The sequence below is a fragment of the Mesorhizobium sp. C395A genome, assembly GCF_030323205.1.
Lineage (GTDB): Bacteria > Pseudomonadota > Alphaproteobacteria > Rhizobiales > Rhizobiaceae > Mesorhizobium.
This window is the reverse complement of sequence record NZ_CP100473.1, coordinates 3,814,754-3,836,890: the sequence shown is the minus strand read 5'-3', so window position 1 is coordinate 3,836,890 and position 22,137 is coordinate 3,814,754. Positions and strand designations below refer to the sequence as shown.

General features: G+C 63.0%; 21 protein-coding genes. 12 read left to right on the top strand and 9 right to left on the bottom strand.

All coding sequences use genetic code 11. The features are described from left to right. Positions 1–69: 69 nt before the first annotated feature. The 6 genes from NLY37_RS18755 to NLY37_RS18730 form a co-directional block, all read right to left on the bottom strand. The gene (locus NLY37_RS18755) at positions 70–1,086 is read right to left on the bottom strand and encodes a zinc-binding alcohol dehydrogenase family protein (protein ID WP_023704240.1); all 1,017 of its coding nucleotides are present in this window, start codon (positions 1,084–1,086) and stop codon (positions 70–72) included. A 70-nt stretch (positions 1,087–1,156) separates the two neighbouring features. After that, entirely contained in the window at positions 1,157–2,122 is a 966-nt protein-coding gene (locus NLY37_RS18750; protein ID WP_023740805.1) for an ABC transporter permease, read from the bottom strand. A gap of 23 nt (positions 2,123–2,145) precedes the next feature. Then, positions 2,146–3,669, bottom strand: a complete 1,524-nt coding sequence (locus NLY37_RS18745) for a sugar ABC transporter ATP-binding protein (RefSeq protein ID WP_031242713.1) — start codon at positions 3,667–3,669, stop codon at positions 2,146–2,148. Between the two features lie 146 nt (positions 3,670–3,815). After that, a complete protein-coding gene (locus NLY37_RS18740) occupies positions 3,816–4,808 on the bottom strand; it encodes an ABC transporter substrate-binding protein (protein ID WP_023669816.1) in 993 nt (330 codons plus the stop codon). 302 nt (positions 4,809–5,110) lie between these two features. Next, on the bottom strand, positions 5,111–6,109 hold the full coding sequence (locus NLY37_RS18735; protein ID WP_023740807.1) for an aldo/keto reductase: 999 nt from the start codon (positions 6,107–6,109) through the stop codon (positions 5,111–5,113). 52 nt (positions 6,110–6,161) lie between these two features. Next, a complete protein-coding gene (locus tag NLY37_RS18730; protein ID WP_023740808.1) occupies positions 6,162–7,667 on the bottom strand; it encodes a UxaA family hydrolase in 1,506 nt (501 codons plus the stop codon). Positions 7,668–7,924: 257 nt separating this feature from the next. Between NLY37_RS18730 and NLY37_RS18725 the strand changes: the two genes are divergently transcribed. The 5 genes from NLY37_RS18725 to NLY37_RS18705 all read left to right on the top strand — a co-directional run bounded on the left by NLY37_RS18725 (position 7,925) and on the right by NLY37_RS18705 (position 12,276). Next, positions 7,925–8,827 (top strand): GntR family transcriptional regulator, encoded by a 903-nt coding sequence (locus tag NLY37_RS18725; protein ID WP_023740809.1) that lies wholly within the window; start codon positions 7,925–7,927, stop codon positions 8,825–8,827. Between the two features lie 211 nt (positions 8,828–9,038). Beyond that, positions 9,039–9,395, top strand: coding sequence for a DUF2946 family protein (locus NLY37_RS18720; protein WP_023740810.1), 357 nt, complete (start codon positions 9,039–9,041; stop codon positions 9,393–9,395). A 104-nt stretch (positions 9,396–9,499) separates the two neighbouring features. Continuing rightward, positions 9,500–10,039, top strand: coding sequence for a copper chaperone PCu(A)C (locus NLY37_RS18715; protein ID WP_023704234.1), 540 nt, complete (start codon positions 9,500–9,502; stop codon positions 10,037–10,039). A gap of 39 nt (positions 10,040–10,078) precedes the next feature. Continuing rightward, positions 10,079–10,597 (top strand): YcnI family copper-binding membrane protein, encoded by a 519-nt coding sequence (locus NLY37_RS18710; RefSeq protein ID WP_023700138.1) that lies wholly within the window; start codon positions 10,079–10,081, stop codon positions 10,595–10,597. A 53-nt stretch (positions 10,598–10,650) separates the two neighbouring features. Further along, a complete protein-coding gene (locus NLY37_RS18705) occupies positions 10,651–12,276 on the top strand; it encodes a copper resistance CopC/CopD family protein (RefSeq protein ID WP_023740811.1) in 1,626 nt (541 codons plus the stop codon). A gap of 25 nt (positions 12,277–12,301) precedes the next feature. Here NLY37_RS18705 and NLY37_RS18700 read toward each other — a convergent pair whose 3' ends face one another. After that, on the bottom strand, positions 12,302–12,739 hold the full coding sequence (locus tag NLY37_RS18700; protein WP_023740812.1) for a VOC family protein: 438 nt from the start codon (positions 12,737–12,739) through the stop codon (positions 12,302–12,304). A gap of 206 nt (positions 12,740–12,945) precedes the next feature. On the opposite strand from NLY37_RS18700, the gene gnd reads away from it, so the two are divergent. Next, a complete protein-coding gene (gene gnd / locus NLY37_RS18695) occupies positions 12,946–14,373 on the top strand; it encodes an NADP-dependent phosphogluconate dehydrogenase (protein ID WP_023714135.1) in 1,428 nt (475 codons plus the stop codon). Between the two features lie 34 nt (positions 14,374–14,407). Here gnd and NLY37_RS18690 read toward each other — a convergent pair whose 3' ends face one another. Both NLY37_RS18690 and NLY37_RS18685 read right to left on the bottom strand, forming a co-directional pair. After that, on the bottom strand, positions 14,408–15,451 hold the full coding sequence (locus NLY37_RS18690; RefSeq protein ID WP_023740813.1) for a LacI family transcriptional regulator: 1,044 nt from the start codon (positions 15,449–15,451) through the stop codon (positions 14,408–14,410). Between the two features lie 139 nt (positions 15,452–15,590). Beyond that, entirely contained in the window at positions 15,591–15,755 is a 165-nt protein-coding gene (locus NLY37_RS18685) for a hypothetical protein (RefSeq protein ID WP_023740814.1), read from the bottom strand. A gap of 87 nt (positions 15,756–15,842) precedes the next feature. On the opposite strand from NLY37_RS18685, the gene NLY37_RS18680 reads away from it, so the two are divergent. From NLY37_RS18680 to NLY37_RS18655, 6 genes are all read left to right on the top strand, one after another. Beyond that, entirely contained in the window at positions 15,843–17,081 is a 1,239-nt protein-coding gene (locus tag NLY37_RS18680; protein ID WP_023683028.1) for an ABC transporter substrate-binding protein, read from the top strand. An 81-nt stretch (positions 17,082–17,162) separates the two neighbouring features. Beyond that, entirely contained in the window at positions 17,163–18,056 is an 894-nt protein-coding gene (locus tag NLY37_RS18675) for a carbohydrate ABC transporter permease (RefSeq protein ID WP_023683029.1), read from the top strand. Then, positions 18,049–18,984 (top strand): carbohydrate ABC transporter permease, encoded by a 936-nt coding sequence (locus tag NLY37_RS18670; protein WP_023669802.1) that lies wholly within the window; start codon positions 18,049–18,051, stop codon positions 18,982–18,984. The genes NLY37_RS18675 and NLY37_RS18670 overlap by 8 nt, the downstream gene beginning before the upstream one ends. A gap of 5 nt (positions 18,985–18,989) precedes the next feature. Continuing rightward, a complete protein-coding gene (locus NLY37_RS18665; protein WP_023686606.1) occupies positions 18,990–20,090 on the top strand; it encodes an ABC transporter ATP-binding protein in 1,101 nt (366 codons plus the stop codon). Between the two features lie 99 nt (positions 20,091–20,189). Further along, on the top strand, positions 20,190–20,936 hold the full coding sequence (locus NLY37_RS18660; RefSeq protein WP_023669800.1) for a sugar phosphate isomerase/epimerase family protein: 747 nt from the start codon (positions 20,190–20,192) through the stop codon (positions 20,934–20,936). Between the two features lie 11 nt (positions 20,937–20,947). After that, on the top strand, positions 20,948–22,090 hold the full coding sequence (locus tag NLY37_RS18655; protein ID WP_023669799.1) for a Gfo/Idh/MocA family protein: 1,143 nt from the start codon (positions 20,948–20,950) through the stop codon (positions 22,088–22,090). The last annotated feature ends 47 nt before the right edge of the window (positions 22,091–22,137 follow it).

Sequence of the window (22,137 nt, the reverse complement as noted above, 5' to 3'; positions counted from 1 at the left end):
CGCAAATCGCCGAGGTATGCGATCTGCCTTAACTCGGCACTTATCGCTCCACCAAATTTTTCGGATGTCTTACCCCACCTCGATCACAGCCTTGATCAACCCCGATTTCTCATGCGCCCAGCGGGCGAGATCATCCGGCGTGCCGGCCAGCGTGGTGCGGTGGGTGACGAGTTTTGCCAGAGGCACGGCGCCGTTGCGGATCGAGGCAGCGACGTGGTCGAAATCGACTCTCAGCGCGTTGCGGCTGCCGATCAATGTCATTTCGCGCTTGTGGAATTCCGGATCGGAAAAGACGATGTCGTCCTTGACGACGCTGACCAGCACGAGCGTGCCACCATGCGCGACATGGGCGAAGGCCGACTGCACCGAGGCGGTGTTGCCGGTGGCGTCGAAGACGACGTCGAACCCTTCGCCGCCGGTTGCCTCGCGCACCAGTTCGGCTGCCGCTTTTTGTGAACCGTCGAGCGTGGCGAAGCCGAGTTCGCCTTTTGCAAAATCCAGCCGCTCCGTGCTCATGTCGAGCAGGCTGACATCGAGCCCGGCGATGCGCGCAAACAGCGCTGCGCCAAGGCCGATCGGCCCGGCGCCGATGACCAGCGTGCGGGCGCCTGGTTCGGCGCGGGCACGCCGCACGGCATGCGCGCCGATGGCGAGGAATTCCACCGCCGCCGCGTCGGCCAGCGACAAGCCGTTTGCCGGATAAAGATTCTGCGCCGGCACCAGGATCTGCTCGGCCATGGCGCCGTCGCGATGCACGCCAAGCACTTCGATCCTGACGCAGCAATTCGGCTTGCCGTTCCGGCAGGCGATGCATTTTCCGCAAGCGAGATAGGGATTGATGATGACGGGCTCGCCCACGGCAAGGTCGACATCTTCGCCGGTCTCGACGACGGTGCCCGACACTTCATGGCCCATGATGCGGGGATAGGCAAGGAACGGGTGCTTGCCTTCGAAGATGTGGTAGTCGGTGCCGCAGATGCCGACATGGCTGACGGCAACCAGCGCCCAGCCGGCAGGCGGCGCTCCTGGCGCCGGCCGGTCTTCCAGGACAAGCTCGCCGGGCGAGCGGCAGACAACAGCTTTCATTCGGCAATTCCAGTGTTCAAAAAGGCGCCGGTCCGTTGTTGAGCGGACCGACACCGAAGGTCAGGGAGGATTACTTGCCGCGACGGCGCAGGCCGTCGAAATAGACGATGATGATGATCAACGCGCCGGTGATGATGCGCTGCCAGAACGAGTTGACGTTGAGCAGATTGGCGCCGTTGTTGATGGTGGCCAGGATGAAGGCGCCGAGCAGCGGGCCATGCACCGAGCCGACGGCGCCGAACAGCGAAGTGCCGCCGATCACCGACGAGGCGATCGCCTGCAACTCCCAACCTTCCGCTTGGGTCGGATTGCCGATGCCGATGCGCGCCGCCAGCAGCACGCCGACGAAGGCCGCGCACAGGCCCGACAGCGTGTAGGCCATGTAGATGGTGCGCTGGACATTGACGCCCGAGAGGCGCGAGGCCTCGGCATTGGATCCCACGGAGAAGAGATAGCGGCCCCAGCGGCTGTGGTGCAGGAAGATGTAGGCCGGGATGCCGACCAGGATCACCATCCAGAACAGATTGGGGATGCCGACAAAGGAACTGCGCGAGAACGCGGTGAAGATGTCGCTGTTGATGTTGATCGAGTTGCCGTTGGTCATCAACAGGCCGATGCCGCGCAACGAGGTCAGCGTCGCCAGCGTGATGATGAAGGGCGGCAGGCCCATCTTGACGATGCCGAAGCCATGGAACAGGCCGATGGCAACGCCGACCAGCAGCGTCACCAGAATGGCGACCCAGATCGGGAAGCCGGCATTGATCATCATGGCGACAATGACGGTGGCGAAGCCGACCACGGCGCCGACCGAGAGGTCGATGCCGCCGGTGATGATGACGAAGGTCTGGCCGACCGCCATAATGGCGATCATCGAGCCCTGCCGCAAAAGATTGGCGATGTTGTTGGAGGAGGCGAAGCTCGGCGTCGCCACCGACAGCACGATCCAGAGCAGAACCAGCAACGCCAGAAGCGTCAGCCCGAACAGGACGTTGTAGTTCCGTTTCGGTTTTTCGATCGCGACGGTTTCGATGCTCATGGTTCCTCCCGTTTCTTGTTTTGTCAGCCGATCGCCTGCGTCAGCACGTCTTCGTGGCTAGCGGCGCGAAAGCCATGGCTGGCGACCAGTTTGCCGCGCCGGAACACGTGCAGCGTATCGGCGAGCTCGTAAACCTCGGGCAGATAGGACGAGATCAGGATGATGCCGGCGCCCTTGGACAACAGTTCCCCGAACAGGCGGTAGATCTCGGCCTTGGTGCCGACATCGACGCCGACCGTAGGCTCGTCGAAGATGAACAGCTTAGCGCCGTGCGCCAGCCATTTGCCGATGACGATCTTCTGCTGGTTGCCGCCGGACAGGCTGGAGGCCAGTGCGCCGCGCGTCGGCGTCTTAATGCGGAGGCCGGCGATCTGGCGATCGGCCTCGGCCTTTTCCTTCGCACCGGAGATCAGCATGTTGCTGGAGATGCGCTTGTAGATCGGCAGGTTGAGGTTGAGGCCGACCGGCAGGTTCAGGCACAGACCCTGGTCGCGGCGGCTTTCCGGCGCCAGCGCCATGCCGAGCTTGATCGCGTCGTGCTCGGAATTGATGTGGACCGGCTTGCCTTGCCAAAGGACCTGTCCGGCCGACTTCTTGTGGCGGCCATAGAGCGTGGTGACGAACTCGCTCCGCCCGGCGCCGATCAGGCCATAGAGCCCGACGATCTCGCCGGCGCGCACCGACATCGAGACGTCTTCGAAGCCCTTGCCCGACAGGTTTCTGGTTTCGGCGATCACGGCACCGGGGGTGAAATGCTCCTTGTGGTAGACTTGCTCGATCGAGCGGTTGATCATCATCTTGACCAGCTCGGCGTCATTGGTCTCGGCAATGTTGCGGGTGCCGACCAGCGTGCCGTCGCGCAGCACCGAGACGCGATCGGCGAGCTCGAACACCTCTTCCATGCGATGGCTGATGTAGATGATGGTGACGCCTTCGCCCTTGAGCCTGCGGATCAGCGTGAACAGCTGGTCGGCTTCCTTGCGGGTGAGATAGGCGGTCGGCTCGTCGAAGATGAGGAATTTGGTGCCGCGCACGGTGGCGCGGGCGGCGGCGATCAGCTGCTGCTGGCCGATGGTGAGGTCACCCAGCATGACATGCGCCGGCAGGTCGAAGCCGAGACCGTCGATGATCTTCTGCGCTTCCTTGACCATGGCGCGCTGCTGCAGGATGCCGAAGCGCGAATTCTCCTCGCCGAGGAACATGTTGGCGGCGACGGTGAGATGGCGACAGAGCACGACCTCCTGATGCACGGCGTTGATGCCCAGCGCCATCGCCTCGTGCGGGGTTGCCAGCGCTGCCGGTTTGCCCTCCCAGATGACATCGCCGGAGGTGCGCGGCATGACGCCGGTCAGAAGCTTGATCAGGGTGGATTTGCCGGCGCCGTTCTCGCCGACGATGGCGTGGATCTCACCTGCCTTGAAGGCAAGGTGAACGGGCTTCAGCGCATGCGTGCCGGGATAGCGCTTTTCCAGCCCGTGCAGTTCGAGGATCGTCCTGCCGGGCGCTAGCGTTGGGGCCGGGTGCAGTTCCTGCGCCGTGGGCGTCATGACAATCCTCCCAGGTTGGCCTTACGGTTGGCACGTCGCGATGCAGTCAGCCACATCGCCGAGGTAATTCAAGCCGGTGGATATTCAAGCCGGTATCGAATGTTTCCGGGGCGCGAGGCCCCGGAAACGATTTTTGCCTGACGGGCTCAGAGCTTCGGGTTGAGCAGGGCGTCGATCTTGGGGTCTTTCATGTTTGCCTTGGTCACCAGGTTGGCGCCGGTGTCGACATTGGCCTCGACCTTCTCGCCCTTCGAGGCGGCGAGCGCGGTCTTGATGCCGTCATAGCCCATCCGGTACGGATCCTGGACGACGAGCGCGGAAATGACGCCGTCATTGAGGAACTTGATCAGCTTCTCATCGCTGTCGAAGCCGACCAGCGCCAGCTTGCCGCCAAGGTTGTTCTCGGCGACTGCCTGACCGACGCCCTGCGCCATGATCAGGTTGGACGCGAAGATGCCCTTGAGGTTCGGGTTGGCGGTGATCAGGTCGGTGGCGATGTTGAGACCGGTCGTTGCCTGGCCGTCGGCATATTTGTCGGCGACGAGCTTCAGCCCCGGATATTTCGCGGCCAGCTGCTCGGTGAAGCCCTGCTTGCGCTGCTCCAGCGAACCGGCGCCCGGCGCGTTGGTGATCAGGGCGACGTCGCCCTCGATCTTGCCGCCATTGGCTTCGCCGATGGCTGCTGCAAGACCGTCAGCGGCGACGCGTCCGCCCTGCACATTGTCGGTGGTCAGGAACGAGGTGAACGCCTTGGAGTCGGCGCCGGAGTCGATGCCGATGACCTTGACCTTGCTGGCCGCTTCATCGATCGGCTTGCCGAGCGCCTTGAATTCGGTCGGCGCGATGACGATCGCGGCCGGGTTGCCGGCGACGGCATTCTCGAGGATCGAGACCTGGCCGTTGACGTCGGTTTCAGCCTGGGCGCCGAGTTCGGGTACGTTGACGCCGAGATCCTTGCCGGCCTTGCGGGCGCCGGCCAGGACGATCTGCCAGTAGAAGGACGTGGTGTCCTTGACGATGATCGGAATGGTCACGTCCGCCGCCGAAGCCGGCGCCGTGTGCAGCGTGCCGGCAAGCATCGAGGCGGCAGCTAGTGCCATCAGTGAGCGGCGGTTGAGAATGCTGGTCACGAATTTCATTAGGAATCCTCCCTAGATCGCCCGGTGAAGGTTACGGAAGCTCCATTTGGATAGGCGCGGCCCAACAGAACTTTATCAATAAAAAACAGTTGCCGCTTTTTGATAGTGCATCGGTCCGGCCGACGCAAGCGGTGTTTCATATCGGCCTGCGCATGGCTTGGCGGGGAAACCTTCCTGCCGATCCTCAGTGCCACGCCCAGACGCTCCCGGGCCTCCTTGATCGTTATGGAATATTAATTCCACTGTCTAGTCAATATGGAATATTCATTCTTTCTTGAGAGCCGCGTGAACGTGGCGTTTCGTCAGCCGAGCTCCTGCACGATGGTGTAGGGTGCGTAGCGGGCGAATTCCGCTTGCGGCACCTGGACGTCGAACAGGTCGAGGTTGCGCGTCAGGTTGGCGGGCTTGGCCGTTCCGGTCAGCACGCTGGCCACGACAGGCTCCTGAAGCGGAAACTGCAATGCAGCCGCCGCCAGCGGATATCCGCCCTCATCAGCGATTTTCTCCATCGCGCCGACACGCTCGAGTATGTCCTGCGTCGCCGGCAGATAGTCGAAATGCGCACTGTGCACCGGTCCGGTCGCCAGGATGCCCGAGTTGAAGACGCCGCCGATGATCAGCGAAGTCTGTCGCTCACGACACAGCGGCAGCAACTCGGCTTCAGCCGAGCGGTCGAGCAGCGAATAGCGGCTGGCCAGCAGGATGCAGTCGAGCGGTGCTTCGCGCAGCACGTCGAGGCAGATCTGCACCTCGTTGACGCCGAGCCCATAGGCGGAAATTACACCCGACGTTTTAAGCTCGTCCAGCGCCTTCAAGCCGCCGTCCATCAGCTGGCGAAAGTGCAGCTTCGTCTTCTCGACGCCATGTGTGTAGGTGCCGATGTCGTGCACAAACAGGATGTCTATCCGGTTCAGCCCGAGCCGCGCATAGGAGAACTCGACCGAGCGCATGATGCCGTCATAGGAGTAGTCGTAGTCGAGCGCGAAAGGCAGCGGGTCGACATAGGAATGATCGGGAACCTGGTCTTCCGGCACCGGGCGGAACAGGCGGCCGACCTTGGTCGACAGCACATAGGAATCCCGCGGCTTGTAGCGCAGGAAGTCGCCGGTCCGCCGCTCCGACAGGCCGAAGCCATAGAAGGGCGCGGTGTCGAAATAGCGCAGGCCGGCATCCCAGGCTGTCTGCAGCGTCTCCATCGCCGCTTCGCGCGGACAGGCCCGGTAGAGCCCGCCGATCGCCGCCCCGCCGAAGCTTATCTCAGTGACCTCGAGCGCAGTCGTGCCGATGCGGCGTTTGTCCATCCACAGCCTCCCCTTGTGAGCCGTCTTTGCAGCCCGCTTTTTTCGTCGGTGGTTAGAGCGTCGCGCCGAGGTGCCACGGCACGAACTCGTTGTCGCCGTAGCCGAACGCCTCGCTCTTGGTCTTGCGGCCCGATGCCGTCTCGACGATGAGTTCGAAGAGTTCCCGGCCCATGCCGGCGATGGTCTTCTCACCCGAAGCGATGACGCCGCAATTGACGTCCATGTCCTCTTCCATCTGGTGGTACATGGTCGAGTTGGTGGCGACCTTGATCGACGGCGTGGGCCGGCAGCCGAAGCAGGAGCCGCGGCCGGTGGTGAAGACGATGATGTTGGCGCCGCCCGCCACCTGACCGGTCGCCGAGACCGGGTCGTAACCGGGCGTGTCCATGAACACCAGGCCACTGCCGGTGACCTTTTCGGCATAACCGAAGACGCCGTTGAGCGGAGTCTGGCCGCCTTTGGCCACGGCGCCCAGCGACTTTTCCAGGATGGTGGTCAGGCCACCGCGCTTGTTGCCGGGCGAGGGGTTGTTGTCGATCGAGGCGCCGTGCTTGGCGACATGGTCCTCCCACCATTTGACGAAACCGTCGAGCTTCTTGGCGATCTCCGGCGTTGCCGCGCGATAGGCGAGCAGATGTTCGGCGCCATAGATCTCCGTCGTCTCCGACAGGATGCCGATGCCGCCGACGCCGGCCAGGATGTCGACCGCCGCTCCCAGCGCGGGATTGGCGGTGATGCCCGACATGCCGTCGGAACCGCCGCATTGCAGGCCGACGACGATCTCCGAGACCGGGATCGGCTCGCGCTGATACTGGCCGACTTCCTCGGCGATTTCGGCGAGCACGCCCATCGCCTTTGCGACCGATTTGCGCGAACCGCCGGCGTCCTGGATGTTGAAATGGCGTTTTCCCGCCGCCGCACCCTTCTGGCCGTAAAGGGTGAGCTGGTTGACCTCGCAGCCGAGGCCGACCATCAACGCGCCGCCGAAATTCGGATGGCGGGTATAACCGGCGAGCGTGCGGTGTAGCACCATCATGCCGTCGCCGGTGCCGCTCATGCCGCAGCCCTGGCCATGGACGATCGGGACGAAGCCGTCGATCCCCGGACATTTCGGCAACAGCACGCGGTTGGCCTCGTCGGCAATGGCGTGGCAGACGGTGGCCGAGCAATTGACGCTGGCGATGATGCCGATGAAGTTGCGCGTGCCGGCGCGGCCATCGGCGCGACGATAGCCCATGAATGTCCGGGCGCGGTCAGCTTCGGTGGCATGCTCCGCTTCGCTCGGCGGCACGACCGGCAGACGGCCGGACTCGAAGACCAGATTGTGCGAATGGACGTGGTCGCCGGGCGCGATGTCCTGGGTGGCGCGGCCGATGGCCTGGGCATACTTGACCACCGCCTCGCCGGCGGCGATAGGCTTGATCGCCACCTTGTGGCCGGGCTCGATCAAGGCCGTGGCGACGGCGCCGCCGGGCAGAGGGGTGCCGATCTCGATGCGGCCATTGGCGACCGCGACATTGTCGGCGGGGGACAGAAGAATGCTGTTCGAGGCGTTCACGGGCAGTTTCCTGGGTCTGTTCCTGGGGATGCGCGGATTGACACGCGTCTGTTTACATATAATGTCTTTTATCGTGAAAAAACATTTGTGCGTCAATTGTTTTTTCAGGAGGAGACCATGCGTCCGATGGACGCTTGGCTTGTGGGGAGCGGCGTCTGACACGCAGAGCGTTTTGCTTTGCCGGGTCAGCGCCAGGACATATGTGATATCGCGCTTCAAGCCAGCCACAGCAAGCGCCGGCGCGCAACGGGGCAGGGATGTCGAAGAGCAACAACGTCTACAAGGACGCTTACAACAGGGGTCTGCGGCTGCTCGATGAGACGCAGAGCCTGCCGTCGGAGCCGGAGCTGGGCACTTTGCTTGGCGTCAGCCGTACCACCGTGCGCACCATTCTGGCGCGCATGGAAGAGACCGGGCTGATCGCGTGGAACAAACGCAGCAAGACAGTGCTCAGGACGCCGAAGCAGGATGATTTCTTCCCCGAGGAGGAGACAGACACACTGGCCCAGATCATCGAGCGGTCGTTTATGCGCAGGTTGCTGGCCGGCGGTGCAGAGGCCGGCATGCAGATCAACGAGCTCGAACTGGCGCGCGAGATCGGCGTCGGCACCACCAGCGTGCGAGAGTTCCTCATCCGCTTCTCCCGCTTCGGCCTGATCGAGAAGCGGCGCAACAGCCACTGGGTGCTGAAAGGATTTACGCGAGCCTTCGCGCTCGAACTCACTGAAATCCGCGAGATGTTCGAGATACGCTCGGCGGCGGCCTTTGCCGCCTTGCCTGGGGATAGTCCGGTCTGGGCGGATCTCGACCGGCTGGAAGACGAGCACCGGCTTCTGGCCAGCGAAATCGCCATCCGCTTCCACGAATTCTCTGAGCTAGACGAGCGCTTCCACCGGCTGATCCACCGGGCGTCGCACAACCGCTTCATCGTCGATTTCTACGACGTCATCGCCATGATCTTTCACTACCACTACCAGTGGAACAAGGCGCAAGAGCGCGAGCGCAACGAAGTCGCGGTGAGCGAGCATCTCGCCTACATCGCGGCGCTGAAATCGCGCGATCTCGGCAAGGTCGACGCCGCCTGCCGCAAGCATCTGAAGTCGGCACGCCACACGCTGTTGACGTCGATTCCGGAAATCGGCGGCCGCCCGGCTTCCTGAGCGCGACGTCCGAAGGGACCTTATGCGCACAAGATCTCTGCCTCATGCCGTTATCCCAAACCGCTGCGCACTTTTGTGCGACATGGATCGAACGCGCCGCGTTGCCGCAGCGATGATTTGGCGATTTTCCGCCGACATGCCGCGTGCTAGATATCCACGCGTTGCTGCGTGAAGAGGCAGGTCTTTGGACTTCCGGCGTAAGAGATTGAGCATGACGGCCGCGTTTGTCGCGACCTGTGTGCTGCTGCTCCAGTCGACGCTCGGCGTGTTTGCCTTCGGCATTGCGCCGGATGCCTCGCGACTCGACGCTTTCGGCAATGTCATCTGCAGCCATGAGGGAGCGGTCAAGCTTCCCGGCGGCGATCCGCACCAGCAGCATATGCCGGCGTGCTGCATGCTCGGCTGCAGCATGGCCTCCGTCGCCTATGCGCCGCCGGCAGGCGTCGGCCTGGCGCCGGTCAGCCAGTCCTTGGAAACAGTCGCTTTTGCCCCGCCGGCAGTCAGGTATCCCGACGTCACGCGCGAGCGCTCTCCGGCCAATCCGCGCGCGCCGCCGCTTGCGGGCTGAAAACCGCCGCTCGCTTGGCGTAACCCGCGCGGGCGATAATCATCCAATGATAAACACGTTCGCAGCCTAACAACGGCGCGACCTTATATTCATGGAGCCTACCCATGTTCCGTTTTCTTCGTGCCGGCGCGTTGCACCGCAGCACCCGTTTATTCAGCACTATCGAGCAGCGTCTCGGCAGCGCCCTGTTCGCCTTTGCACTGTTGTTCGTCGGCTCCCATTCCGTCCTTGCGCATGAATTCAAGGCCGGTGACATCGAGATCGAGCATCCCTGGTCGCGCGCCACGCCGGCCGGCGCCAAGGTTGCCGGCGGCTATTTCACCATCGTCAACAAGGGCAGCGCGCCAGACCGGCTGCTATCGATTTCCTCCGACATTTCAGGCAAGGCCGAACTGCATGAAATGGGGGTGAAGGATGGCGTCATGACCATGCGCCCGGTCAGTGGTGGCCTGGATATCCCGGCGGGCGGCAAGGTCACGCTGGGTCCCGGCGCCTATCACGTGATGTTCATGGATCTGAAGCAGCCCCCTAAAGAAGGCCAGATGTTTGCCGCTACGCTGACTTTCGAGAGGGCCGGAACCGTGACCGTCGAGTTTGCCGTGCAAGCCATAGGCAGCGCGCCACCCCTGGAAGACAACGACTGACCAATTATTGCCAATCAATTTTTTCGAGAGGGACCCATCATGAACAAGCATCATTTGCCGGCCGCTGCATTCCTCGTCCTGGGGACAAGTGCCGCCTTCGCCCATATCACGCTCGAAACACAGGAGGTTGCGGTCGGTTCGACCTACAAGGCCGTGCTGCGCGTGCCGCATGGCTGCGAAGGCAAGGCGACGATTGCCGTGCGCGTGCAGATCCCGGAAGGGGTGATCGGGGTGAAGCCGATGCCCAAGCCCGGCTGGACGCTGCAGGTCAAGAAAGGCAAGTACGAGAAATCCTACCAGCTCTATGGCGAGGCGGTGACCTCGGGCGTCAAGGAAGTCGACTGGAGCGGCGGCAGCCTGCCGGATGAATTTTATGACGAGTTCGTCTTCCGCGGCACGTTGGCCGCCGATCTGCCGGCCGGGCAAAAACTCTATTTTCCGGTGGTGCAGGAATGCGATGGCGCCACCACGCGTTGGATAGAGATTCCGGCGGCTGGTCAGGATGAGGATGCGCTGGAAGATCCGGCGCCCGGCCTCAACCTGCTGCCGAAGAAATGATGCATTGGCGGCGCGCTGCTTCGAAGCGGCGCGCCACTGTTTTGGTGGATGGCATGAACGTGGCCTGTTTTCAGCGGATAGAACGGACAGCCGGCAGGTGCTTCGGCCTGCTGGCCGCGATCCTGCTGCTTGCCGTCCTTGCCACGCCAAACCAGGCCTTTGCCCATGCGGCGCTGATCAAGGCCGAGCCTGCCGACGGCGCGGTTATGGAGCGAGCGCCGACGCAATTTTCGCTGACCTTCAGCGAGCCTGTGTCGCCGCTGGTGCTGACCTTGGTGCGGCCCGACGGTACGCCTGTCGCTTTGACCTCGTTTCGGTTGAGCGACCAAACGGTTGAGATCGACAATCCACAAAAGCTCGGGCCGGGCACCCATGTCTTGAGCTGGCGGGTGATTTCCGCCGATGGCCATCCGGTCGGCGGCTCGGTGCTGTTTTCCGTTGGCGCGCCAAGTGCGGCGCCGGCGGTGGGGGAAGCTGTCGATATAGATTTGCGGTCAGCGATCTGGACCGGCAAGGTTCTTCTCTACATCGGGCTTTTCCTCGGCATTGGCGGCGCCTTCGCGCTGACATGGCTGGCGCAAGGCCAGCGCTCAGGCCAGCGCTTCGTCATTGCCGCCATCCTGTGCGGGCTGGTCGCAGCACCCCTGTCGCTCGGGTTCCAGGGGCTGGACGCGCTGGGCGCGCCACTCGCCCGGCTGGCGCAACCGGTGGTCTGGCGGACGGCGCTTGGCACCAGCTTCGGCTGGACGGTGCTGATTTCGCTGGCGGCGCTCGGGCTTGGCCTGCTGTCGTTGGTCGGATCGCGTGCTGGCGCCAGGCCGTTGGCGCTCGCCGGGCTGGCCGGTGTGGGTGCAGCCCTTGCCGCCAGCGGCCATGCCAGTGCAGCCGAACCGCAATGGCTGACGCGGCCTATGGTGTTCCTGCATGGCGCCGGCATCGCTTTCTGGGCTGGAGCATTGCTGCCGCTGGGCCTGGCGTTGAGCAGCCAATCGGTGGAAGCCGGGGCGTTCCTGCGGCGGTTTTCGCGCGCGATCATGCCCGTGGTGGTAGTGCTTGCCGCCGCCGGTGTGGTGCTCGCCATCATCCAGGTGCAGACACCGGCGGCACTGGTCAACACCGCCTATGGCCGGCTGCTGCTGATCAAGCTGGCGCTGCTGGTGTTTCTGTTCACGCTGGCGGCGGTCAATCGATGGCGGCTCACCGCCTTGGCCGAGGCCGGAGCGACGGAAGTGCGGCGACGGCTTAGCCGCTCGATCTCAGTCGAAATGCTGATCGTGCTCCTGATCTTCGGCGTTGCCGCCGGCTGGCGCTTCACGCCGCCGCCACGGGCCCTGGCAATCGCCGCGGCACAACCGACGTCGACCCATATCCACACTATGAAGGCGATGGCCGACATCGACATCACGCCCGGCCATACCGGGGAGGTCACCGCCTCCATCGTCATCATGGATGGCGATTTCGGCCCGCTCGACGCCAAGGAAGTGACGCTGGTGCTGTCCAAGCCCGATTCGGGGATCGAGCCGATCAAGCGTCCGGCGACCAAGCCAGGCGACGGCACCTGGCGCGTCGATAATCTCGTCATTCCGATTCCAGGCCGCTGGACGGCGCGGCTCGATATTCTGGTTTCGGATTTCGAAGTGGTAAAGATCGAAGCGCCGATCGATATCCGCGCCGAGTGATATTCAGCCCGCCTGCGAAGGGCGCTCAGCCGAGTTCCTGGGCTAACCCGATGAGATGCCCTTCCGGCCCGCGGATGTAGCAGAGCCGATACACGTCCTGGTAACGGACGACTTCACCGGCCAGCTGCGCGCCACGCTTGCGGAGCCTTTCAAGCGTGTCGTCGATGTCGTCCACGGTAAACATGACGCGCAGGTAGCCCAGGGCATTGACCGGGGCGTTGCGGTGATCGGCGACGACCTTCGGCGTGAGGAAGCGGGAGAGCTCGAGCCGGCTATGGCCATCCGGTGTGCGCATCATGGCAATCTCGACGTGCTGATCGCCGAGCCCGGTGACACGTCCGGCCCACTCGCCTTCGATCGTCGCCCGCCCTTCCAGTTCGAGGCCGAGCTCGCGAAAGAAGGCAATCGTCTCGTCGAGGTCATCGACGACGATTCCGACATTGTCCATCCGTCTGACTGCCATAAGTTCAACCTAACGTCATATGTTCGATCGGCAAGGCGTCGCCTGGTCACCAACTGACCCTTCCTGACTCGGTCTGACACAACGCAGACGCAACACAATTCGGCGAGGCGGTTGACGTGGCGCGAAAGGCCCGTCAATCATCTCGCCGAAAAATGGGCATCCCGAAAAACGCGGCCTCAACAAAATCCGAAAGCAGGGAAGAAACGATGGAAAAAGCCGAAATAGGCCTGATCGGCCTTGGCACAATGGGCTCCAACCTCGCGCTCAACATTGCCGAGCACGGGCACCGCATCGCCGTCTTCAACCGCACCAAGGCGCGCACCGATGCCTTCCTCGAAGGCGCCGGTTCGCTCAGGGACATGGTGGTGCCCTGCTACAGCCTGGAGGAACTGGCAGCTGCGATCAAGCCGCCGCGCCCGGTCATCATCATGGTGCTGGCCGGCAAGCCGGTCGACGAACAGATCGAAGCGCTGCGCGGCGTGTTGTCTGACAACGATATCGTCATCGATGCCGGCAACGCCAATTTCCGCGATACGATGCGGCGCTTTTCGGAACTGTCGGGCTCAGGTCTCACCTTCATCGGCATGGGCGTATCCGGCGGCGAGGAAGGCGCGCGCCATGGACCGTCGATCATGGTCGGCGGCACCGAAGACTCCTGGAAGCGCGTCGAACGCGTGCTGACCGCGATCTCGGCCAAGTTCAAGGATGAACCGTGCGCTGCCTGGCTTGGCACAGACGGCGCCGGGCATTTCGTGAAAACCATCCACAACGGCATCGAATATGCCGACATGCAGATGATCGCCGAGATCTACGGCATCCTGCGTGACGGTCTCGGCATGGGGCCGAAGGAGATCGGCAAGGTCTTCGAGGACTGGAACAAGGGCCGGCTCGATTCGTATCTGATCGAGATCACCGCCAAGGTGCTGGCCGCCGACGATGCAAAGACCGGCAAGCCGGTGGTCGACATCATCCTCGACCGTGCCGGCCAGAAGGGCACCGGCAAATGGTCTGTCATCGAGGCGCAGCAGCTCGGCATTCCAGCGACGGCCATCGAGGCGGCGGTGGCGGCCCGCGTGCTGTCCTCGATCAAGGATGAGCGGCAGGCGGCCGAAAAAGCCTATGGCAATATCGGCGTCACCAAGATCTCCGGCGACAAGGCGGCACTTCTGAAAGACCTGGAGCTGGCGCTGCTCGCCGGCAAGATCGCCGCCTATGCACAAGGTTTCGCGGTGATGAGCGCCGCCTCGAAGGAGTTCAACTGGAACTTGCCGATGCCGACCATCGCCAAGATCTGGCGTGCCGGCTGTATCATCCGCTCGCAGATGCTCGACACCATGGCGGAAGCCTTCGGCTCGGGCGGCGCGTCCACCAACCTTTTGATGGCGCCGGCTTTCACCACCATGATGCAGGAGGCGCATCCGTCGCTTAGGCGCACCGTTGCCAAGGCATCGGAAGCAGGCTCGCCGGTGCCTGCACTGGCGTCGGCACTTGCCTATTTCGACAGCTACCGCCAGGGCCGCGGCACCTCGAACCTGATCCAGGCGCAGCGCGACTTCTTCGGCGCGCATGGCTTCGAGCGCATCGGCGAGCAGGGCGCTTTCCATGGGCCATGGGGAAGTGGAGCGGCCGGATAGGGTCAGGTGAGGCGGACCTCTCAGGTCGTGCCAGTCAGCCCTGATACGCGACGACGTCGCCTGGCTTGACCACTGTCTGCAAAGAGCCAGGTGCCGCGCCGCCTATCCAGCCCAGCACGGCGCGGGCAAGCTCGGTGCCGGCGAGGCGGAAGTCTTCGTTGACGATCAGCAACTCCCGGCGGAACAGATGCAGCAGTTCCGACGATTGCTTGGACACGACATCGACGTCGCGGCCGAGTTTCAGGCCGGCATCCTCGATGCCGGCGACGATGGCCAGCGTCGCTGCGGCGGCGCTGCTGACGAAACCGTCCGGCCTGACGTCGCGGCGCATCAACTGCGCGGTCCGCGTCCTGATCTGATCGATCGACTGGTCGATCGAAACAACGTTGAACGGCACTTCGCTGGCGTCGACCTCGCTCAGTGCGTCGGCAAAGCCATTGACCGTGTGGTCGTAATAGGTGAGCCCGACCGGCGGCGCTACCAGCGCCAGCCGGCGCCGGCCGACGCTGGCCAGATGGCGTACCGCTTCGGCGGCGAAGGCGTAATTGTCGAAGTCGTGATAGGGGTGGACAAGCCCCATATCGGTGCGGCCATGCGTGGCAAAGGGTATGCCACGCTCCAGCATGTAGCGGGCGCGCGGATCGTTGGGCTGCGTGCGTGAGATGATGACGCCATCGGCCGAGCCGGACTCGACCAGATACTTTACCGGGTCCAGCGGATCCTGCGAGCGCGAGTAGGGCGTGACGATCAGGTGATAGGGTGTGTCGGCAATGACCTCCGAGACGCCGTAGATGATGTCCGAGACAAAGCTCATGATCTCGCGCTCGGTATTGAGCACGAGGCTGATAACATTGGTCTTGCCAGTCCGCAGGCGCACGCCGGCGCGGTTCGGCCGGTAGCCGATCTGCCTGGCGACGAGTTGAACCCGCCGCCTGGTCTCGGCGCCGATCTCGGGTGCATCCTTGAGCGCGCGCGAGACGGTGGTGACGCCGAGCCCGGTCATGAAGGCAAGCGTTTTCAGCGTCGGCCGCTCATGCGCCGACGCCTCGTCGTCCTTCTCCGTCTGGTCCCTGTCCATTCGTCCCGCCCCGTCAGGCGCATAGCAGCCGCCGGACCAGCCGACAATCGCTTCGATGACGATGTGGCACGGTTCTTCGCCGTCAGGCCTCAATATACTGAAACGTTACAGATTTCCAACATCGCAGCGCGTGGGTCTCTCAAGCCATGGTTTTGGCAGGGTTTGGCGGCCAGAAACGTTGCGCGAGAATCAGGTTCGAGACGGTTTTCTTGCGCTGCAGCATGATTTTGCAGCGCAGCACCCGGTTTTGCGCGGAGTTTGCCGGTTTGCAGGCAACGAATTTGTTCGCGCCTCGAAAAAACATTCGAGCGCGTTTATCTCAGGGGTTGCACGCTCCGCATAATTGCCGTATCGAAAATCTGTAACGTTTCAGATTCTGGGAGGAACCGAAATGCGATATAGACTTTTGACCGCTGCCCTTGCCGCGACGGCCGCGCTTCAGCTTGCCGGCCCGGCGGCCGCCACCGACCTGGAAGTCACCCATTGGTGGACGTCGGGCGGCGAGGCGGCGGCGGTTGCGGAATTCGCGAAGGCTTTTGACGCGACCGGCAATCACTGGGTCGACGGCGCCATTGCCGGATCCGGCGGCACGGCACGGCCGATCATGATCAGCCGCATCACCGGCGGCGATCCGATGGGCGCCACCCAGTTCAATCACGGCCGGCAGGCCGAAGAACTGGTGCAGGCCGGCCTGATGCGCGACCTCACCGATGTCGCCACCAAGGGCAAGTGGACGGAAATCGTGCGGCCGAAGAGCCTGCTCGACAGCTGCACCATCGACGGCAAGATCTATTGCGTGCCGGTCAATATCCACTCCTGGCAGTGGTTGTGGCTGTCGAACGAAGCCTTCGAGAAGGCCGGCGTGCCGCTGCCGAAGGACTGGAATGAATTCGTGGCGGCAGCGCCCGCCCTGGAAAAGGCGGGCATCATCCCGCTCGCTGTCGGCGGACAGGCCTGGCAATCTTCCGGCGCCTTCGACGTGCTGCTGGCGGCGGTCGGCGGCACCGACGCGTTCCTTAAGGTCTACAAGGACAAGGATGCCAAGTTCGCCGCCGGGCCCGAGATCGCCAAGGTCTTCAAGGCCGCCGACGATGCCCGCAAGATGGCGAAGAACACCAATGTGCAGGACTGGAACCAGGCAACCAATCTCGTCATCACCGGCAAGGCCGGTGGCCAGATCATGGGTGACTGGGCGCAAGGCGAGTTCCAGGTTGCCGGCAAGGTCGCCGGCAAGGACTATGCCTGCCTGCCGGGCCTCGGTCTGAACGAAGTGATCGCCACCGGCGGCGACGCCTTCTATTTCCCGCTGCTCAAGGATGCCGACAAGTCCAAGGCGCAGGAGGTGTTGGCAGAGACGCTGCTCGACCCTAAGACTCAGGTCGCCTTCAATCTCAAGAAGGGCTCGCTGCCGGTGCGCGGTGACGTCGATCTCAATGCGGCGAACGACTGCATGAAGAAGGGTCTGGCGATCCTCGCCAAGGGCGCCGTCATCCCGTGGACGGACCAACTGCTTTCGCAGGATACCCAGAAGCAGAAGGAAGATCTCTTCGCCGAATTCTTCGCCAAGCCGGACCTGACCATCGAAGACGCGCAGAAGCGCTTTGCCGACCTCATCGCTTCGGCAGACTGACGTTGGAGGCAATACACCTCGATCCCGGCCTTGCGAAAGCAGGGCCGGGATCGCACCGCCCTTACCCAGCCGGCTGACGAGATGAGCAAGAGCGAACGCCCCAACCCGCTGTTCCGCAACATCAATGCGAAGGTCGCCTCGATCCCGATGATCCTCACCGCGTCGGTGGTTTTCGTCGGCGGCACCGTCTGGACGGTGTTCTATTCCTTTACCAATTCGAAGCTGCTGCCACGGCTGAATTTCGCCGGGCTCGACCAGTATTACCGGCTGTGGGCGACGCCGCGCTGGCTGATCTCGATCGAGAACCTTTTGATCTACGGCGCGATCTCGCTCGTGTTCTCACTGGTCATCGGCTTCCTGCTTGCAGCGCTTCTCGACCAGAAGATCCGTTTCGAGGACACGTTCCGCACCATCTTCCTCTATCCGTTCGCGCTTTCCTTCATCGTCACCGGCCTGGTCTGGCAGTGGCTGCTCAATCCGGATTTCGGCATCCAGCATGTGGTGCGGGACCTCGGCTGGACGAGCTTCAACTTCGACCCGCTCTACAATTCCAGCATCGTCATCTACGGCATTTCGATTGCGGCGCTGTGGCAAGGCACCGGGCTCATCATGTGCCTGATGCTGGCCGGCCTGCGCGGCATCGACGAGGACATCTGGAAGGCAGCGCGGGTAGACGGGATCCCGATGTGGAAGACCTATCTGTTCATCGTCATCCCGATGATGCGGCCGGTTTTCATCACCACGCTGGTCATCATCGCGTCGGGCATCGTCAAGGTCTACGACCTCGTTGTCGCCCAGACCAGCGGCGGCCCCGGAATCGCCTCCGAAGTGCCGGCCAAATATGTCTATGACTACATGTTCTTCGCACAGAATCTTGGCCAGGGCTTTGCCGCCTCGACCATGATGCTGCTCTCGGTGGTGATCGTCGTCGTGCCGTGGGCCTACCTTGAATTTGGAGGCAGGAAGCGTGGCTGACCCGGCCGTCCCTTTGCCCGCCAGCGCGGGTGCCGCCGAGCGCGAAGCCTCCGGGCCGCGCGGGCCGAAGCCGCGGCATGTCTTCTCGCGCCGCAATATCTTCCTCTATGGCACGCTGATCGTGGTGGCGGTCTACTATCTGCTGCCGCTCTACGTGATGGTGGTCACCTCGCTTAAGGGCATGCCCGAGATACGGATGGGCAATATCTTCTCGCCGCCGCTCGAAATCACGTTCGAACCGTGGGTGAAGGCGTGGGCGACGGCCTGCACCGGCCTCAATTGCGACGGGCTTTCGCGGGGCTTCTGGAATTCGGTGCGCATCACTGTGCCGTCAGTGCTGCTGTCGATCGCGATCGCCTCGGTGAACGGCTATGCGCTGGCCAACTGGCGCTTCAAGGGCGCCGACACATTCTTCGTCATCCTGATCGTCGGCGCCTTCATCCCTTATCAGGTGATGATCTATCCGATCGTCATCATCCTGCGCGAGATCGGCCTCTACGGCAGCCTCAGCGGCCTGGTGATCGTCCATTCCATATTCGGCATGCCGATCCTCACGCTTTTGTTCCGCAACTATTTTGCCTCGATGCCGGAAGAGCTGTTCAGGGCGGCACGGGTCGACGGCGCCGGCTTCTGGGGCATCTTCCTGCGGATCATGGCGCCGATGTCGCTGCCGATCTTCGTCGTCGCCATCATCCTGCAGGTGACCGGCATCTGGAACGACTTCCTGTTCGGCGTCGTCTACACCCGCCCCGACACCTATCCGATGACGGTGCAGCTCAACAACATCGTCAATTCGGTGCAAGGCGTGAAGGAGTACAACGTCAACATGGCCGCCACCATCCTGACCGGCCTTGTGCCACTCATCGTATACTTCATTTCCGGCAAGCTTTTCGTGCGCGGCATCGCCGCCGGTGCGGTGAAAGGGTGATGGCGATGACGGCAGCCAACGGCACCAGCGTTTCGATCCAGGACCTGTCCCTAAATTTCGGCTCTGTATCGGTGCTGCAGACCCTCAATCTCGAGGTCGCAGAGGGCGAGTTCATCGTGCTGCTCGGTCCCTCGGGCTGCGGCAAGTCGACCTTGCTCAACTGCATCGCCGGGCTGCTCGATATTTCCGAAGGCCGCATCTTCATCAAGGGCAAGAACGTCACCTGGGAGGAGCCCAAGGATCGCGGCATCGGCATGGTGTTCCAGTCCTATGCGCTTTATCCGCAAATGACGGTGGAGAAGAACCTGTCGTTCGGCCTGCGCGTTGCCGGCGTGCCCAGGGATGAGATCGCCAAGCGCATCGCACGCGCCGCCGAGATCCTGCAGATCGAGCCGCTTTTGCAGCGCAAGCCCGCGGCCTTGTCCGGCGGCCAACGCCAGCGCGTGGCGATCGGGCGGGCGCTGGTGCGCGACGTCGATGTCTTCCTGTTCGACGAGCCACTATCCAATCTCGACGCCAAGCTGCGCTCGGAACTGCGCGTCGAAATCAAGCTTCTGCATCGCAAGCTGCAGAACACCATGATCTACGTCACCCACGACCAGATCGAGGCGATGACGCTGGCCGACCGTATCGCGGTCATGCGCGGCGGCGTCATCCAGCAGCTCGACGCGCCGCAGACGATCTACAACCGGCCGGTCAACCGTTTTGTCGCGGGCTTCCTCGGCTCGCCGGCGATGAATTTCCTCGAAGGGGAGCTGGAAGCCGGTGCTGCTCCGGCGTTCAGGACCGACGGTGTTTCGGTGCCGCTCGACCGCTATACCTTTGACGGCACGGAGCGCCCGGCCGGCGCTTGCGTGCTGGGCATCCGGCCTGAACACATCGCTTTCGGTGACGCTGCAAAGTCGATGCCGTTTTCCGCCGGCGGTTCGGTCGAGATCGTTGAGCCGATGGGTTCCGACACGCTGGTGTGGACCAAGCTTGCCGGCCGCAACTTCTCCTTCCGCGTCGAAGCGGAACGGACGCTGCGCAGCGGCGATCCGATCCAGTTCGGTTTCGATCCGGCGCGCGCCTCGCTGTTCGACGCTGCGACCGGCAATCGCCTGTGACCCTCTAGAATCATCCGCAAACCATCCTCCCAAGAACGACCGAAACGATCCCCCGAAAACATCCCCAAGCCTTAACCACCCAAGAAACGGACAGAGACGATGAACTGGTCATTCCAACTCTACAGCGCCCGCAATTTCCAGCCGTGGGACGGCATCCTGAAAATGCTCGGCAAGCTCGGCTACAAGGAAGTCGAAGGTTTCGGCGGCGTCTATGACGACCCCACGGCGTTCCGCGCCGAACTCGACAAGAACGGGCTTTCGATGCCGACCGGACATTTCTCGATCGATGCGCTGGAGAATGATTTCGACGGGGTACGCAAAACAGCCGACGCACTCGGCATCACGCTCGTCATCTGTCCCTATCTGCTGGCCGAGCAGCGGCCGGCCGACGCTGCCGGCTGGCGCGGCTTTGGCGAGCGTCTGGCCAAGGTCGGCGAGACCGCAAAAAAAGCCGGCTACGGCTTTGCCTGGCACAACCATGATTTCGAGTTCAAGACACTCGCCGACGGCTCGGTGCCGCAGGATCACATCCTGTCGGCTGCGCCCGACATCGGCTGGGAGATGGACGTCGCCTGGGTAGTCCGCGGTGGCGTTGATCCGCTGCCGTGGATCGAAAAGCACGGCAAGCGCATCAGCGCCGTCCATGTCAAGGACATGGCCAAGTCAGGCGAAGGCCTTGACGAGGACGGCTGGGCGGATGTCGGCCACGGCACCATCGACTGGGCCGGCCTGATCAAGACACTTCGGGCGAAGAGCGCGGCCAAATATTACGTCATGGAACAGGACAACCCCAACGATATCGAGCGCTTCGCCAGCCGCTCGCTCGCATCCGTCAAGGCTTACTAGGAACAATCATCATGGCAAAGAAACTGGGTATCGGCGTCATCGGCTGCGGCAACATCTCGAAAGCGTATTTCTCGCTGGCGCCGCTGTTTCGCGGCATTGAGATGCGCGCCTGCGCCGACATCAACATGGACGCGGCCAAGGCACGGGCGAAGGAGTTCAAGCTGCGCGCCGAGACCGTCGAAGAACTGCTCAAGGATGACGAGATCGACATCGTCGTCAACCTCACCATCCCGGCGGTGCACTACGGGGTGTCGAAGCAGATCCTCGATGCCGGCAAGCACGTCTATTCGGAAAAGCCGTTCGTGCTGTCGGTCAAGGAAGGCCTCGACCTCAAGAGCCGGGCCGAGAAGAAAGGGCTGCGCATCGGTTCGGCTCCGGACACTTTCCTCGGCGGCGCGCACCAGCTGGTGCGCAACCTCATCGACACCGGCGCGCTCGGCAAGATCACCAGCGGCACCTGTCATGTGATGGGCCACGGCATGGAGCACTGGCACCCCAATCCCGATTTCTTCTTCCAGCCGGGCGCCGGGCCGGTGCTCGACATCGGGCCCTACTACATCACCAACCTAATCCAGCTGATCGGGCCGGTGAAGCAGGTGGCGGCCTTCGCGACGACGCCTGCCAAGGAACGCACGATCTCGTCGAAACCGCGCGCGGGCGAAAAAATCCCGGTGAACACGCCGACGACGATCCACGGCCTGCTGGAGTTCGAGAACGGCGCCGTGATCACGCTCAACACCAGCTGGGACGTCTGGGCGCATGGTCACGCGCCGATGGAACTCTATGGCGAGACGGGCACGGTGTTCGTGCCGGATCCGAATTTCTTCGGTGGCGACGTGCGCATAACCAAGGCGGCAAAACCGGTGAAGAAACTGCCGAAATGGCAGCATCCGTTCGGCGTGCCCAACGAAATGCACGGCCAGGGCATGATGGCCAACTACCGCACCGCAGGCCTTGCCGACATGGCGCTGGCGATCGCCGAGGGCCGGCCGCATCGTTGCTCGATGGAGCTCGCGCTGCATGCCGTCGATGTCATGACCGGCCTGTTGCGGTCGGGCGAGACCGGCAAGTTCGTCGCCATGCAGACCAGCTGCGAGCGGCCGGCTGCACTCGGCGTCAAGGACGCAAAAGGACTGTTGGCGAAGCAGAAATGAGGTAGAAGGGTGTCGGCGCGCTCGCGCCGACACCCATACAATCCAGG